Origin of the sequence: Paraburkholderia sp. SARCC-3016, from assembly GCF_031119615.1 — a bacterium.
Taxonomy (GTDB): Bacteria; Pseudomonadota; Gammaproteobacteria; order Burkholderiales; family Burkholderiaceae; genus Paraburkholderia.
The window spans coordinates 21,046-36,724 of sequence record NZ_JAVHZD010000037.1 but is presented as its reverse complement, the minus strand read 5'-3'; the positions used below and the strand labels follow the sequence as shown (position 1 = coordinate 36,724).

13 protein-coding genes are annotated in these 15,679 nt (G+C 64.7%); 8 read left to right on the top strand and 5 right to left on the bottom strand.

The window, feature by feature from the left end; all coding sequences use genetic code 11:
• Positions 1–115 precede the first annotated feature (115 nt).
• On the bottom strand, positions 116–1,123 hold the full coding sequence (locus tag QYH69_RS29810; RefSeq protein ID WP_308835276.1) for a DMT family transporter: 1,008 nt from the start codon (positions 1,121–1,123) through the stop codon (positions 116–118).
• A 236-nt stretch (positions 1,124–1,359) separates the two neighbouring features.
• Between QYH69_RS29810 and dapC the strand changes: the two genes are divergently transcribed.
• The 6 genes from dapC to QYH69_RS29780 all read left to right on the top strand — a co-directional run bounded on the left by dapC (position 1,360) and on the right by QYH69_RS29780 (position 8,190).
• Positions 1,360–2,589 carry a succinyldiaminopimelate transaminase gene (gene dapC / locus QYH69_RS29805; RefSeq protein ID WP_308835275.1) on the top strand — a complete coding sequence of 410 codons (1,230 nt, stop codon included), beginning with the start codon at positions 1,360–1,362 and terminating at the stop codon, positions 2,587–2,589.
• A gap of 81 nt (positions 2,590–2,670) precedes the next feature.
• Complete coding sequence (gene dapD / locus QYH69_RS29800) at positions 2,671–3,498, top strand: 2,3,4,5-tetrahydropyridine-2,6-dicarboxylate N-succinyltransferase (protein WP_308835274.1); 828 nt, start codon at positions 2,671–2,673, stop codon at positions 3,496–3,498.
• Complete coding sequence (locus tag QYH69_RS29795; RefSeq protein WP_308835273.1) at positions 3,498–3,872, top strand: ArsC family reductase; 375 nt, start codon at positions 3,498–3,500, stop codon at positions 3,870–3,872. The genes dapD and QYH69_RS29795 overlap by 1 nt, the downstream gene beginning before the upstream one ends.
• A gap of 159 nt (positions 3,873–4,031) precedes the next feature.
• Entirely contained in the window at positions 4,032–5,171 is a 1,140-nt protein-coding gene (dapE, locus tag QYH69_RS29790; RefSeq protein ID WP_308835272.1) for a succinyl-diaminopimelate desuccinylase, read from the top strand.
• Between the two features lie 16 nt (positions 5,172–5,187).
• Positions 5,188–6,111: a 50S ribosomal protein L3 N(5)-glutamine methyltransferase gene (prmB, locus tag QYH69_RS29785; RefSeq protein ID WP_308835271.1), complete on the top strand. Its 924-nt coding sequence runs from the start codon at positions 5,188–5,190 to the stop codon at positions 6,109–6,111.
• 294 nt (positions 6,112–6,405) lie between these two features.
• Positions 6,406–8,190 carry a cardiolipin synthase gene (locus QYH69_RS29780; protein ID WP_308835270.1) on the top strand — a complete coding sequence of 595 codons (1,785 nt, stop codon included), beginning with the start codon at positions 6,406–6,408 and terminating at the stop codon, positions 8,188–8,190.
• A 147-nt stretch (positions 8,191–8,337) separates the two neighbouring features.
• Here the strand turns inward: QYH69_RS29780 and QYH69_RS29775 are convergent, their stop codons facing one another.
• Positions 8,338–8,838, bottom strand: a complete 501-nt coding sequence (locus QYH69_RS29775; protein ID WP_308835269.1) for a glutathione peroxidase — start codon at positions 8,836–8,838, stop codon at positions 8,338–8,340.
• Between the two features lie 125 nt (positions 8,839–8,963).
• Between QYH69_RS29775 and QYH69_RS29770 the strand changes: the two genes are divergently transcribed.
• Together QYH69_RS29770 and QYH69_RS29765 are read left to right on the top strand one after the other, a co-directional pair.
• Positions 8,964–10,946: an ATP-binding cassette domain-containing protein gene (locus QYH69_RS29770; RefSeq protein ID WP_308835268.1), complete on the top strand. Its 1,983-nt coding sequence runs from the start codon at positions 8,964–8,966 to the stop codon at positions 10,944–10,946.
• A gap of 87 nt (positions 10,947–11,033) precedes the next feature.
• Complete coding sequence (locus tag QYH69_RS29765; RefSeq protein ID WP_308835267.1) at positions 11,034–12,158, top strand: CaiB/BaiF CoA-transferase family protein; 1,125 nt, start codon at positions 11,034–11,036, stop codon at positions 12,156–12,158.
• Between the two features lie 199 nt (positions 12,159–12,357).
• Here QYH69_RS29765 and QYH69_RS29760 read toward each other — a convergent pair whose 3' ends face one another.
• The 3 genes from QYH69_RS29760 to alr form a co-directional block, all read right to left on the bottom strand.
• A complete protein-coding gene (locus QYH69_RS29760) occupies positions 12,358–12,621 on the bottom strand; it encodes a DUF2866 domain-containing protein (RefSeq protein WP_308835266.1) in 264 nt (87 codons plus the stop codon).
• A 289-nt stretch (positions 12,622–12,910) separates the two neighbouring features.
• Positions 12,911–14,287: a DNA repair protein RadA gene (gene radA / locus QYH69_RS29755; protein WP_075156853.1), complete on the bottom strand. Its 1,377-nt coding sequence runs from the start codon at positions 14,285–14,287 to the stop codon at positions 12,911–12,913.
• Between the two features lie 108 nt (positions 14,288–14,395).
• Positions 14,396–15,466, bottom strand: a complete 1,071-nt coding sequence (gene alr, locus QYH69_RS29750) for an alanine racemase (protein ID WP_308835265.1) — start codon at positions 15,464–15,466, stop codon at positions 14,396–14,398.
• Positions 15,467–15,679: the final 213 nt, after the last annotated feature.

Here is a 15,679-nt window from a genome sequence, read left to right as displayed (position 1 = left end):
CTGATTGAAAAGAGAAAAAGGAAACGCACCCGCGTACGCGCCGCGTTGCACCGGTGGCTTTACGCCACTGAGGCACCGCACGAGCGGCCGCTCAAGCACGCTCAAGCAGCGGCAATCATACCATCGCACGCGAGCGATTCCGGCGGTCCGGATCGCCGTCGTCGCCCGCCGCTTGTGACGCTTGTGACGCTTGTGACGCCGTCCGGCTGCGGTGCACCCGGCTCGACAATGCGGAGGCCAGCACGATGCACGCACCGCCGGCCCATTCGCGCGGCCCCGGCGCTTCGCCGGCGAGCAGCCACGCGGACAGCGCAGTCACGACGATCTCGAAGAGCATGATGATCGATGCGCGGTTCGCTGGCACGCGCGCGAGCCCATATTGCACGAGCATGTTGTTTGTGCCCAACACGATGCCGAGCGCGGCGACCAGCAAGGCAGCGGTAGCCAGATGCGCACCCTCGGGCGGCGCGGGCATCGCTTCGAAAACCGCTGCGCAGGCGCTCACGAGCGCCGAGCCGCCGAAGATCGTCGCCGTGCGCATTTCGGCCTTCATGAGCGGCAATTCGCGCACGATCTTCAGCGTCAGCACATTGCTCATCGCGAAGCCCATGCCGCCGGCGAGGCCGGCCCATTCGGCGAGGCTGCCGGGCACCGGCAAGCCGAGCCGCGGCGACCACAGCATCAGCATCGCGCCCGCGAGCGACAACGCCGCGAGCGCAGCGCCCGACCAGCGGAGCCGCTCGCGCAGCAGAAAGTGCGCAAAGAGCGCGGTCCATGCGGGCGTCAGATAGAAGAGCAGCAGCACGCGCATCACCTGGCCGTGAATCGCGCCCCAGACGAAGCCGAGGTTCGTCACGCCCGCGGCCAGTGCGAGCGCGGGCAACAGCCAATGCCAGCGGACCGTCGCGATCGAACCGCGTTTGAGCAGCAACACGAAGAGACAGCCGGCGCCGCTCGTCAACGCCGAGGCCGCCGTGCCGGTGATGCCGAGTGCCGCAAGCGTGCGCAATGGATACCAGACGACGCCCCACACCGACGCGCCGATCAGGATGGCGAGCGTCGGGCCGCCGGCAAAACCGCTGCCGCGCCGTGCGTCAGGCTGCGTCTGCATGGTATCGCTCATCGGTATTCGCTGACTTGCTCATGGGGCTTCCCTCGATTGCTGGTTCTGCTGCTCATTTGCTTGCCCATTGTTGTTGCATGAAGTTGTTGCATGAAGTTGTTGCATGAATCGCGTTTAGCCGACGCCGACGCCGCACCGCCGGTGATGACGGCCCGCGGCGCCAAGCTATAATCGTCGGCTAATGTGCCACGCCCGCGCGCCCCGCCCATCCGTTTCGTTCCGACCCGGTCCGTCAAGTGAATCCGCTACTCGACTCGCTGCAACCCTATCCGTTCGAAAAGCTGCGCCTGCTGTTCAAGGACGTCACGCCGCCCGCACACATCAAGCCGATCAGCTTTGGCATCGGCGAACCGAAACATCCGACGCCGGCGCTCGTGCGCGACGCAGTCGTCGCGTCGCTGTCCGGCCTCGCATCGTATCCGGCGACGCTCGGCTCGCAGCCGCTGCGCGAAGCGATCGCGAACTGGGCGTCGTGGCGCTACCATCTGCCGCCGCTCGATCCGGCCACCGAGGTACTGCCGGTCGCGGGCTCGCGCGAGGCGCTCTTCGCGCTCGCGCAAACCGTGATCGACCCGCGCCGCAATGGCGCCCAAGCCGCGGCCGGCGAGCCCGCGATCGTACTCTGTCCGAACCCGTTCTATCAAATCTATGAAGGCGCGGCGCTGCTCGCGGGCGCCCAGCCCTACTTCGCGAACAGCGACCCGGCGCGCAACTTTGCCTGCGACTATGCCGCCGTGCCCGCCGACATCTGGGCGCGCACGCAACTGCTCTACGTCTGCTCGCCGGGCAATCCGACTGGCGCCGTGCTCACGCTCGACGACTGGCGCGAACTGTTTGCGCTGTCGGACCGCTACGGCTTCGTGATCGCCTCCGACGAGTGCTACTCCGAAATCTACTTCGACGAAGCGAAGCCGCCGCTCGGCTGCCTCGAAGCCGCGCACCGGCTCGGCCGCGGCTACGAGCGGCTCGTCGTGCTGTCGAGCCTGTCGAAGCGCTCGAACGTGCCGGGCATGCGCTCGGGCTTCGTGGCCGGCGACGCTGCCATTCTCAGGCAGTTTCTGCTGTACCGCACCTATCACGGCGCGGCGTTGTCCACCGTCTATCAGACCGCGAGCATCGCCGCGTGGAACGACGAGGCGCATGTGCGCGAGAACCGCGCGAAGTACGCCCGGAAGTTCGCGACCGTCACACCGATGATCGCGAGCGTGCTCGACGTGCGGCTGCCCGACGCCGCGTTCTACCTGTGGACCCACGTCGCGCGCACCGGCCTGTCGGATACGGAATTCGCCCGGCGACTGTACGCCGACTATAATGTGACGGTTCTGCCCGGCTCCTATCTCGCGCGCACCGCTCGCGGCACGAACCCCGGCCGCGACTTCATCCGCATCGCGCTCGTCGCCGACGTCGACGAGTGCACCGAGGGCGCGCAGCGTATCGTCGACTTCTGCCACACGCTCAAGCGTTAAAGTCGTCCGGCGCGGAGTGCCGATGTCGGGCGCCGATGCTTCTCGATCACCTCTCCATTATTTCAACCGGTCTCGTCACTTATGTCGCAACAACTTCAGCAGATCATCGACACCGCGTGGGACAACCGCGCGGACCTTTCGCCGAAAGCCGCGAGCGCCGAAGTGCGCGATGCGGTCGCGCATGCGCTCGAACAGCTCGATAAAGGGCAGATGCGCGTCGCCGAGAAGAAAGAAGGCGCGTGGGTCGTCAATCAATGGCTGAAGAAAGCGGTGCTGCTGTCGTTCCGCCTTGAAGACAATGCGCCGATGCCGGCCGGCGGTTTCTCCCAGTTCTACGACAAGGTGCCGAGCAAATTCGCGAAGTACACGGCCGAAGACTTCGCCGCCGGCGGCTTTCGCGTCGTGCCGCCGGCCGTCGCGCGCCGCGGCTCGTTCATCGCGAAGAACGTCGTGCTGATGCCGTCGTACGTCAACATCGGCGCCTATGTCGATGAAGGCACGATGGTCGACACGTGGGCCACCGTCGGCTCGTGTGCGCAGATCGGCAAGAACGTGCATCTGTCGGGCGGCGTCGGTATCGGCGGCGTGCTCGAACCGCTGCAGGCGAACCCGGTCGTCATCGAAGACAACTGCTTTATCGGCGCGCGCTCGGAAGTGGTCGAAGGCGTGATCGTCGAAGAAAACTCGGTAATCTCGATGGGCGTCTACCTCGGCCAGAGCACGAAAATCTACGACCGCGAAACGGGCGAAGTCAGCTACGGCCGCATTCCGGCAGGCTCGGTCGTCGTGGCGGGCAACCTGCCGTCGAAGGACGGCACGCATAGCCTTTACTGCGCGGTGATCGTCAAGAAGGTCGACGCAAAAACGCGCGCGAAGGTCGGTCTGAACGAACTGCTGCGGGGCGACTGATGACAACGCGGTCAGCGGCGAAGACGATCGTCGTGTACGGCATTCCGAACTGCGACACCGTGAAGAAAGCGCGCGCGTGGCTCGAGGAACATGGCGTCGAATTCGAGTTTCACGATTTCAAGAAGGCCGGCGTGTCCGAGCCGCTCGTGCGCGACTGGCTGAAGGACGTGTCGCTCGAATCGCTCGTAAACCGGCGCGGCACGACGTGGCGCGGCCTGTCCGATACCATGAAGGCCGAAGCCGATAGCGAGGCCGGGGCGATTGCGCTGATGATCCACAAGCCTTCGGTGATCAAGCGGCCGGTGGTCGTGGTCAACGGGCGTGTGAAGGCGCTTGGCTTTGCCGCGGATCAATACGAGGCGCTGTTTGCCTGAGATTCGCCCGCGGTTCGCCTGAAGTTCGCCTGAAGTTCGCCTACCGTATGACCGAGTCTTGCTTGACGCGATACGCTTGAAGATAGTCGTTGCCGGCCCCGCCATTTTTTGTGGGCCGGCATTTTTTCATCCGCAGTTTTGAAGAGCAGTTCCGAATCCATGTCCGGTACCCTTGCCCTTACCGAAGCGCTGATTGCGCGCGCATCCGTCACCCCCGACGATCAGCATTGCCAGCGTCTGATTGTCGAGCGCCTCGCGGCGCTTGGCTTCGTCTGCGAAACGATCGAGTCGAATGGCGTGACGAATCTCTGGGCGGTCCGGCATGGCACGGACGGCGCCGACGGCAAGCTGCTCGTGTTCGCGGGCCACACCGACGTCGTGCCGACCGGCCCGCTCGACCAGTGGTCGTCGCCGCCGTTCGAGCCGACGCATCGCGACGGCAAGCTGTACGGCCGCGGCGCCGCCGATATGAAAGCGTCGCTGGCCGGCTTCGTGGTCGCAAGCGAGGAATTCGTGGCCGCGCATGCGCGGCATCGCGGCTCGATCGCCTTTCTGATCACGAGCGACGAGGAAGGCGTGGCCACCGACGGCACCGTGAAGGTCGTCGAAGCACTCGCCGCGCGCGGCGTGCGGCTCGACTATTGCGTGGTCGGCGAGCCGACCTCGAGCGCGCGCTTCGGCGACATGGTGAAAAACGGCCGGCGCGGTTCGATGTCGGGCAAGCTCATCGTCAAGGGTGTGCAGGGGCATATCGCGTATCCGCATCTCGCGAAGAACCCCGTTCATCTGCTGGCGCCGGCGCTTGCCGAACTGGTGACCGAGCGCTGGGACGACGGCAACGAATATTTCCCGCCCACCACCTGGCAGGTGTCGAACCTGCACAGTGGAACCGGCGCGACGAACGTGATTCCGGGCCACGCGGAACTGATGTTCAACTTCCGCTTCTCGACCGCGAGCACGGTCGAAGGCCTGCAAAGCCGCGTGCATGCGATTCTGGACAGGCATGGCCTCGACTACGAACTCGCATGGACCGTGAGCGGACTGCCGTTTCTCACGCCGCGCGGTGCGCTTTCCGATGCGGTCTCGGCCGCGATTCGCGCCGAAACCGGCATCACGCCGGAGCTGTCCACGACAGGCGGCACGTCCGACGGCCGTTTCATCGCGCGGATCTGCCCGCAGGTGGTCGAGTTCGGCCCGCTCAACGCGAGCATCCACAAGATCGACGAACATATCGAACTCGCCTCGATCGAACCGCTCAAGAACGTGTACCGGCGCGTACTCGAACAACTGATCGCCTGAGCGAGGAACCGCTGCGATGACCACCACCCCGTCCTATCAGGCTTCTCATCCCGCCACGCATCCATTCTCAACGGTGCGTGACGTGCTGCGCTATGCGGTGTCGCGCTTCAACCAGGCACAACTGTCGTTCGGACATGGTTCGGCGAATGCTTACGACGAAGCGGTCTATCTCGTTCTGCACACGCTGCATCTGCCGCTCGATCTGCTCGATCCGTTTCTCGACGCGCGCCTGACCGCCGACGAAGTCGACACGGTGCTGAAGGTGATCGAGCGGCGCGCGGCCGAACGTGTGCCGGCCGCCTACATCACGCAGGAAGCGTGGATGCACGGCTATCGCTTTCATGTCGACGAGCGCGTGATCGTGCCGCGGTCGTTTATCGGCGAACTGCTGCAGGATGGACTGCAGCCGTACGTCGAAGACCCGGAAGCGGTATCGGCCGTGCTCGAACTCTGCACCGGCTCCGGGTGCCTCGCGATTCTCGCCGCGCACGCGTTTCCGAATGCCGATATCGACGCGGTCGATCTGTCGCCGGGCGCCATCGAAGTCGCGACGATCAATGTGATCGACTACGAACTCGACGAACGCATTGCCGTATTCGAAGGCGATCTGTTCGCGCCGCTGCCCGAGCGCCGCTACGACGTCATCCTCGCGAATCCGCCCTATGTGAACGCAGCGTCGATGGAGGCGCTGCCTGCTGAATACCGGCACGAGCCCGAGCTCGCGCTCGCGGGTGGCGCGGACGGCATGGACATTGTGCGACGCATCGTCGGCGAGGCACGCAACTGGCTGACCGACGACGGTGTGCTCGTGGTCGAGATCGGCAACGAGCGTGCCAACGTCGAGGCCGCGTTAGGCGGGCTCGACCTTGTCTGGCTGTCGACAAGCGCCGGCGACGACAACGTCTTCCTGCTACAGGCGAGCGACTTGCCCGGTGCTTAAGACGCACCGGATACGCCGGCTCGTTAGTCGAAGAAATGCCGAGGGCCGGGTCAAGATGCTGCGCATTGAGTGTTCAGCATTGATCCGCATCAAGAACCGCTTCTCCCAGCGCGCAGCCAGGGCACGTATGATGCCGATTCGTGTGGACAATACGCTTGTCCACACGCAAGATCGGGCCAACCGGCGTGGCCGGCTTGCGCTTCGGTAAGATGGGGTGGCATCGAGCCTGGCGCCCCTGCTTCGATCGCATCCGCATGCGCGCGAACCGCGCGTCGAACGATCCTTCGTACGCTTATGCAATTCGATCTGCTTCACATCGGCACGCTGGTATTTCTCTGCCACCTGCTCGGCCTGGTTGCCGCGTGCCATGCGATCCTGCATACCCGCACGTCGCAAGGCGCGATCGCATGGGCGGTATCGCTCGTCGCGATGCCGTATCTGACGCTGGTTCCGTATCTGTTTCTCGGCCGCAGCAAGTTCGCGGGCTATGTCGATGCGCGGCGCTTCGGCAACGAACTGTTGCGCACGCGCGCGCATCCTCCCGAATGGGAAACTCAGGCGTCGTCGTACGAGCGGCCCGCGCAAGCGCTCGGCGAACATCTCGTACGCTCGCTCACGCGGCTCTCCGGCATGCCGTTTCTGCCCGGCAATACGGTACGCACGCTCGTCAACGGCGAAGCGACGTTCGCGGCCATCCTCGAGGCGATCGAAAGCGCACGCAGCTATGTGATCGTGCAGTTCTTTATCGTGCGCGCCGATGCGCTCGGCGAACTGATCAAGGACACGCTGATCAGGAAAGTCGAGCAAGGCGTGCGCGCGTACGTGCTGTACGACAGCATCGGCAGCTTCGATCTGCCGCATCGCTATATCGCGGCGATGCGCGCGGGCGGCGTCGAGATGCATCCGTTCGCGACGAACCGGCGCTTCGTCAACCGCTTCCAGCTGAATTTCCGCAACCACCGGAAAATCGTCGTGGTCGACGGCGAGTGCGCGTTCGTCGGCGGCCACAATATCGGCGTCGAATATCTGGGCGCGAAGCCTCCCCTTTCGCCGTGGCGCGACACGCATATCGAAGTGCGCGGGCCCGCCGTGGCCAGCGTCCAGTTCGTGTTCACCGAAGACTGGTACTGGGCCACGCAGCAATTGCCGCCGCTCGAGCCGCCGCCGCGCGTGCCTGCGACCGCCGCCGCGCCGCCGGTGCCGGCGCGCGCCACGGCTGCGGCGCCGGCGCCCGTGCCGGCTTCGGTGGCAGCTTCGGTGACCGCTTCGATGAGCGCTTCCGGGTCCGCCACGGTCCACCCGGTTGTCGGCGCGTCCGCGGCCGAATCGGTGCGCGTGGCGCTGGCCGCGGCGGCTGCACCGCTGCCGGACGAGGGCGCATCCGACACTGCACCGGACCCGGCGCCGGACACGCTTCTGCCGATCAGGACGCTGCCGCCGCCGACTGCACTATCGGGCGCGGGTCCGGTACCGGTGCCCGCGCGCGCCGGCGTATCGGCAAATGCGCCGGCCCCGGCGGATCACGCCGGCGACATGCACTGCCTCGTGGTGCCGTCGGGCCCCGCCGACAAGCAGGAAACGTGTTCGCTGTTCTTCGTCGAAGCGATCAGCGCCGCTCGCAAGCGCATCTGGATCACGACGCCGTACCTCGTTCCCGACGAAGCCGTGTTCTCCGCGCTGCGGCTCGCGGCATTGCGCGGCGTGGACGTGCGCATCCTGATTCCGAGCCGGCGCGATCATATTGTCGTGTTCGAAGCCTCGCGGCTCTATGCTCACGACTCGATCCGCGCCGGCGTGCGCGTGTTTCGCTACCGGCCGGGCTTTCTGCATCAGAAGGTCGTGCTGATCGACGACGAGGCCGCGGCGGTGGGTAGCGCGAACCTCGACAACCGGTCGTTTCGCCTGAACTTCGAGATCATGGTGCTGACGATCGACCGCGGCTTCGCCGCCGAGGTCGAAGCGATGCTCGTGCGCGATTTCGCCGAATCGTACGAGATCGATCGCAGCGAATACCGGAAGTCGCCGCCGTGGCGCCGCATGGCGATGCATGTGGCGCGGCTCTTCGCGCCGATCCTGTAGTGCGTGTCCTATCGTGCGTCTCTGCCGCGCCGGTCCTGTGGCCGGCTGTCCGGTGTCACCTGCCCTGTGTCACCTTCACCTGCCCTGTGTCACCTGCGCCGAGCGCCGATCCTGTCCCGGTCGCATGGCGCCGGCCCGAACCGCGCGCTACAGCACCTTCTCGATATCGACGGCGATCTCGTCGGGCTTTGTCGGCGGCCCGTAGCGCTTGAGCACCTTGCCGTCACGGTCGACGAGAAACTTCGTAAAGTTCCATTTGATCCGGTCGAAGCCGAGCAGCCCCGGCGCCTCCGTCTTCAGATACTTGAAAAGCGGATGCGTATTCGCGCCATTCACTTCGATCTTCTCGAACAGCTGGAACGACACGCCGAAGTTCTTTTCGCAGAAGCTGCCGATCTGCGCTGCGTCGCCGGGCTCCTGCTTGCCGAACTGGTTGCACGGAAAGCCGAGCACTTCGAGCCCGCGCGCCGCGTATTGCTGATAAAGCGCCTGCAAGCCTTTGTATTGCGGCGTGAAACCGCATTCGCTGGCCGTGTTGACGATCAGCAAAGCCCGGCCGCGATAGCGTTCGAAACTGATCTCCTCGCCGTTCAACGCGCGGGCCGAGAACGAATAGATGGAGGTCGATGTGTGGTTGGTCTTTGCCATATGCGCTCCCGAAGAAAGTCATCAGTTTACGTACGCGGAGCTTTCGCGCCAGTCGGCCGAACGGACGATGCCTGGCAATGCGCGGCACAGTCTAAAATAGCGTTTTCCTCAAGCCCGGCCATGTTGTGATCCGCTTCAACCAGTTCAGTCTCGCGCGCGGCACCAAACCGCTTTTCGAACAGACCTCGTTCACGCTGAACCCCGGCGAAAAAGCCGGGCTGGTGGGCGCGAACGGCGCGGGCAAGTCCACGCTCTTTTCCGTCCTGCGCGGCGAACTGCACGCGGACGCCGGCGATTTTTCATTGCCGCCGTCCTGGCAGATCGCGCATGTCGCGCAGGAAACGCCAGCCGCCGACAAAAGCGCGCTCGAATACACGCTCGATGGCGACGCCGCGTTGCGCGCGATCGAAGCGCGCATCGCCGCCGCCTCGGCCGCGCACGACGGTAGCGCGGAAGCCGAAGCGCACGCGTCGTTCGCGGACGCCGACGGCTACACCGCGCCGGCGCGCGCCGAAGCGTTGCTGCTCGGCCTCGGCTTCACGCTCGAGCAGACACGGGCGAGCGTCGGCAGCTTCTCGGGCGGCTGGCGCATGCGTCTCAATCTCGCGCAAGCGCTGATGTGCCGTTCCGATCTGCTGCTGCTCGACGAGCCGACGAACCACCTCGACCTCGACGCGATCGTCTGGCTCGAAGACTGGCTGCATCGCTATCCGGGTACGCTCGTCGTGATCTCGCACGACCGCGAGTTCCTCGATTCGGTGTGCAATGTTACGCTGCATCTCGAGAACCGGCAGATCAAGCGCTACGGCGGCAACTACTCGCAGTTCGAAGTTCTGCGCGCGCAGCAACTGGCGCTGCAGCAAAGCGCTTACGAGAAGCAGCAGAAAACGGTCGAGCATCTGCAGAGCTTTATCAACCGCTTCAAGGCAAAGGCCACCAAGGCGCGTCAGGCGCAAAGCCGGATGAAGGCGCTCGAGAAGATGGAGCTGATCGCGCCCGCGCATGCCGCCTCGCCGTTTACGTTCGAATTTCGCGCACCCGACGCCGCGCCGAATCCGATGATGGTAATGGACGGCGTGCGGTGCGGCTATCGTGCCGACGACGGCGGCGAGATACCGATCGTCGATGCGGTCACGCTGTCTATCCAGAACGGCCAGCGCATCGGCCTGCTCGGCGCGAACGGCCAGGGCAAGTCGACGCTGATCAAAACGCTCGCCGGCACGCTCGACGCGTTGAGCGGCCATATGCATCAAGGCAAGGGGCTGCGCATCGGCTATTTCGCGCAACATCAGCTCGAAACGCTGCGCCCCGACGATTCCCCTTTGCAGCATCTCGCGCGCCTCGCGCCTGACACCCGCGAGCAGGAGCTGCGCGACTTCCTCGGCGGCTTCAACTTCTCGGGCGAGATGGCCACTGCGCGCATCGCGCCGTTTTCGGGGGGCGAGAAAGCGCGCCTTGCGCTGGCGCTGATCATCTGGCAAAAGCCCAATCTGCTTCTGCTCGACGAGCCGACCAACCATCTCGACCTCGAAACGCGCCACGCCCTGACAATGGCGCTCGCGCAGTTCGACGGCACGTTGATCCTCGTCTCGCATGACCGGCATCTGTTGCGCGCCACGACGGATCAGTTCATGCTCGTCGCGAAACACCGGCTGCAGCCGTTCGACGGCGACCTCGACGACTATCGCGAGTGGCTCTTGCAGCATGCGGCCGAGCAGCGCGCGGCGCTGAAGGCGGGTGAGGCGGCGAAGCCCGACAACTCGCGAAGCGATGGCACGGGCAGCACGGACAGCAGTGCCGGCATTGGCGGCGATGCCGCGCTGAACCGTAAGGAACAGCGGCGCCAGGAAGCCGAAACGCGCCAGAAGCTCGCGCACCTGAAAAAGCCGCTGCAAACACGCATTACGAAGATCGAGAAGGAAATGGACGCGCTGAACGCCGAGAAGGCCGTGCTCGATGCGTATGTCGCGGACCCGGCCAGCTACAACGCCGAACTCAAGGCAAAGCTGACCGACGCGCTGCGCCGGCAAGCCGATGTCACCGCGCAGCTCGAGACGCTCGAAGCACAGTGGCTCGAAGCGCACGAGGAACTCGAGCAAATCGGTTGACCGTTTTCAATTGCGGAATCGGCAAATGCAGGACCAGCCATTGCGCGTGCATGACGCGCGGGCACCATCAACGACCGGAGGGTAACCGTGTCTTCTGCTGATGCACTAAAAGGCTTGCGCGTGATCGACCTCACGCGCATTCTGCCGGGCCCCGTCGCGACGCTACGGCTTGCGGAAATGGGCGCCGACGTGCTGAAGATCGAAGCGCCCGGCGATGGCGATGCATCGCGCGTCATGTTGCAAAGCGAGACGGACCGGCTCGAAGGCCGTCCAGGCGTGCTCTATCAGATAGTCAACCGCGGCAAGCGCGTGACCCGGCTCGATCTGAAGACGGAGGCGGGCAATACGGTGCTGCGCGCGCTCGCGCGCGAAGCCGATGTGATCGTCGAGAGTTTTCGGCCCGGCGTGATGGAGCGTCTAGGACTCGGCTACGAGACGCTGCGCGAACTGAACCCGAAGCTTGTATATTGCGCGATTACCGGTTACGGCTCGACCGGAGTTTACTCGACCATTGCCGGCCACGATCTGAACTTCATCGCTTATTCGGGCGTGCTCGATCAGCTCGCATCGCGCGACGGCACGCCGATCGTGCCGAACTTCCAGATCGGCGATATGCTCGGCGGCGCATTGAGCGCAATCACGCAAATTCTCGCCGCGCTATGGCATGTCGCGCGCGGCGGCGAAGGCCGCTTCGTCGATGTATCGATGACGCATGCCACGCATGCGCACAACGTGGTCGCGCATGTCGGGCTCGTCAACGACGGCACGGCGCCCGCCCCCGGCGTTGGACTTCTGAACGGCGGCGCACCCTGCTACAACCTGTACCGCACGCGCGACGGCCGCTGGCTCGCCATTGCGGCACTCGAACTCAAATTCTGGGAAACGCTTTGCACGGCGCTGAACCGGCCCGATTGGGCCAAGCGCCACTGGAGCCTCGGGCAAGCGCTGGGCGGCCCCGATGCCGTAGCGTTGACGCAGGAATTGATGGCCGTGATCGAGACGCGCACGCTTGCCGGGTGGGTCGAACTGCTCGAGCCGCTGAACTGCTGCGTGGCGCCCGTGCTGACACCGGCCGAGGCGGCGCAGCATCCGTTGTTCGCTCCCGAGTTGTACGCGGCGGCCGGACAGGACGACCACGCCGATAGTCCCGGCGACGGCATGATGCCGCAAGCATGGGGCGCAAACGCGGTGAAAGGATATGAAGAAGGCTGATGCGCGGCGCGCGGACCGGGACGCAGACGAGCGACGGAACTGGCCGGGCGGGAGCAGCGGTGCGGAACCAGCCGAGCGGGACTACCTGAGCGCGACTAACTGAGCGCGACTAACTGAGCGGAATCAACTGAGCGGAATCAACTGAGCGCGCCGCGTTCAGCTTCAGTCGCAACGGAAGCCGGCCGCCCCTCCACTTCATTTATCGCCTCGGCAAGGTCTGCCTCGGCTGCCGCTCGTCGTCGACGAGCACGTGTTTGCGTCCCTGGACATGCCGGCGAATCATGGCTCGCACTTCGTCGGGCGTGATGTCTTCAGCGACCACGCGGCGAGAAATCTGTCCGCCCGTATCGATCCATTCGATGATCCGGCAACTGTCGCCCCACGGTTGGGGAATCGGCGGCGATACGCGGCAACCGCGCAGGTTCGCGAGCCGATCCGCTTCGGGTTCACGAGTCTGTTTCAAGACGCATCCTTTTCCGTTTATGACGGATTGCCTATGCGCCAAAGAATAGGGAAATCGTGTGGATTCTGGGTTACAGCCGCCCGCATGATATTTACGGCGGATTACGCCGCGCACCATGTGCGTGCGTGATAGGCAAAGCCGGCGTCGCGCCCGAGGCCGCAATCCGGGTCGCCGCAGGCGGCCCGCGGATAGCCAGCGGGCGACCCATGAACAGCCCTCGCACTGCCGTCGGATTGTCATCGGATCGCCGCCACGAAACACTCGCCGCCCCGATCGCAACGATGCGGCGTCACTCGAGCGTGCGCACGCGGTCGATTGCCTGCTCGATACGCTCGACCGCAATCACCTGCAGCCCGTCGATCGCCTGCTTCGGCGCATTCGCCTTCGGAATCAGCGCGACTGAAAAACCAAGCTTCGCGGCTTCCTTGAGGCGCTCCTGGCCGCGCGGCGACGGCCGGATCTCGCCCGCGAGCCCCACCTCGCCGAACACGATGAGCCCCTTCGGCAGCGGCTTGTTGCGCATCGACGAATGGATCGCGAGCAGCACCGCGAGATCGGCGGCGGGCTCGGTGATCTTCACGCCGCCGACTGCATTCAGAAAAACATCCTGATCGAAACACGCGATGCCCGCGTGCCGGTGCAGCACCGCGAGCAGCATCGCGAGCCGGTTCTGTTCGAGACCGACCGCGAGACGCCGCGGATTCGGCACGTTCGCGGTATCGACCAGGGCCTGCACTTCGACGAGCAGCGGCCGCGTGCCTTCCTGTGTGACGAGCACGCACGAGCCCGGCACGATCTGTTCGTGCTGCGACAGAAAGAGCGCGGACGGATTCGCGACGCCGCGCAACCCGCGTTCGGTCATTGCAAACACACCGAGTTCGTTCACAGCGCCGAAGCGATTCTTGAATGCGCGCACGAGGCGGAACGACGAATGCGTATCGCCTTCGAAATAGAGCACTGTGTCGACGATATGTTCGAGTACGCGCGGGCCGGCGAGATTGCCTTCCTTCGTGACGTGGCCGACCATAATGATCGCCGTGCCCGACTGCTTCGCAACGCGTGTCAGTTGCGCCGCGCATTCGCGCACCTGCGCAACCGAGCCGGGCGCCGACGTCAGCGCCTCCGAATAGACGGTCTGGATCGAATCGATGACGGCGACGTCGGGCCGCTCTTCGGCAATCGTCGCCTGGATTTTCTCGAGTTGAATCTCGGCGAGCAGCTTCAGTTCGTTCGCGTTCGAGCCCGGTTCGAGCAGCGACAGACGTTGCGCGCGCAATGCAATCTGCGCGGCCGATTCCTCGCCGCTCACATAGAGCGCGCGCCGCTCGCTCGCGATCTGCGCGAGCGACTGCAACAGTAATGTGGATTTGCCGATGCCCGGGTCGCCGCCGATCAGCACGACGCCGCCCGCGACGAGGCCGCCGCCGAGCACACGATCGAATTCGCCGACGCCCGTTGAAAAGCGCGGCACATCGGACGCTTCGATGTCGGCGAGGCGCTGCACCGGCGCGCTCTTCGCGAGCGACTGAAAGCGATGCGCGGAGGCCGATTCGGCCACTGTCTCGACCAGCGTATTCCACGCATGGCACGACGGACACTGCCCTTGCCACTTCGGCGACGACGCGCCGCATTCGGTGCAGGTGTACAACGTTTTCTGTTTAGCCACGCAGACCTTGCCTGATTCGTATTGTCATAGGTTAGGAAAAGCGGCAGGCCGCTTTTCTCATCGCGTGCACCGCGCGGTCGCTTCTTTCGCTCATGCTTTCGCCAGGACCTATTCCGCGCGGACCGGCACGCGCATCGCGACTGCGCACATGAGCTCGTAGCCGATCGTGCCGCACGCCTGCGCGACGTCGTCGATCGGCAATGCGTTGCCCCAGAGTTCGACACGCGAGCCGACACCGGCCTGCGGACACGGCGTCAGATCGACGGTGATCATGTCCATCGACACGCGCCCGACGATGCGCGTGCGAATGCCGTCGACGACGATGGGGGTGCCTTCGGGCGCAACGCGCGGGTAACCGTCTGCATAACCGCAGGCGACGACGCCGATGCGCATGCCCGCACGCGCCTTGAAGGTCGAACCGTAGCCGATCGTCTCGCCTTCGGGCAGCGTCTGCACGGCGATCAGTTCCGACGCGAGCGTCATGGCCGGCTGAAGCCCGGTGCTGCGAACATCGGAATGCACGCCCGACGGCGACGCCCCGTACAGCATGATGCCGGGGCGCACCCAGTCGAAATGGGACTTCGGATGCCACAGCGTCGCCGCCGAATTCGCAAGGCTGCGCGCGCCGGCGATGCCCTTCGCGCCGCGCTCGAACGCTTCCATCTGATGCTCGATGCCGCGCTCGCTGTCGGCGTCGGAAAAGTGGGTCATCAGCGTGATCTGGCCGACACCGGGGCACGCGCGCGCGCGCTCCCAGGCGGCGCGGAACCTGTCAGGCGTATAGCCGAGGCGGTTCATGCCGCTGTTCATCTTGAGCTGGATATTGACCGGCTTGGACAACCGCGCCATTTCGAGCATGCGCAGCTGCTCGTCCGAGTGCAGCGCCGTGGTGAGGCTGTAGCGGTCGATCAGATCGATATCGGTCGGACGAAAGAATCCTTCGAGCAACAAAATCGGGCCCGCCCAGCCCAATTCGCGCAACTTCACCGCTTCTTCGAGGTCCAGCAACCCAAAGCCGTCCGTTGCGCGCAACCCCGGGAACGCACGCGCAAGCCCGTGGCCATACGCATTCGCCTTGACGATGGCCCAGATTTTGGACTTCGGCGCGTAGCGTCGAACCACGGCGAGATTGTTGGCGAGAGCGGCGGTATGGATCGTGGCAAGGAGCGGGCGCGGCATGGGAATTTTACGTAAAGACACTTTCGAATCAGCGGCTTACATCGCGTTTTCAGCGCCACGAAGCCCGCTGCGACTGGACGATCAAGGATTTTGCTAGTCAGTATCCAGCTATTTTCATGATATAAAGCCGTGCGCACAACCCATTTCGAACGGAATAAGCCCGAACGTCATATCCACGGTCTTGCCCGCCAGACCGTCGCGAGGACAGCATCG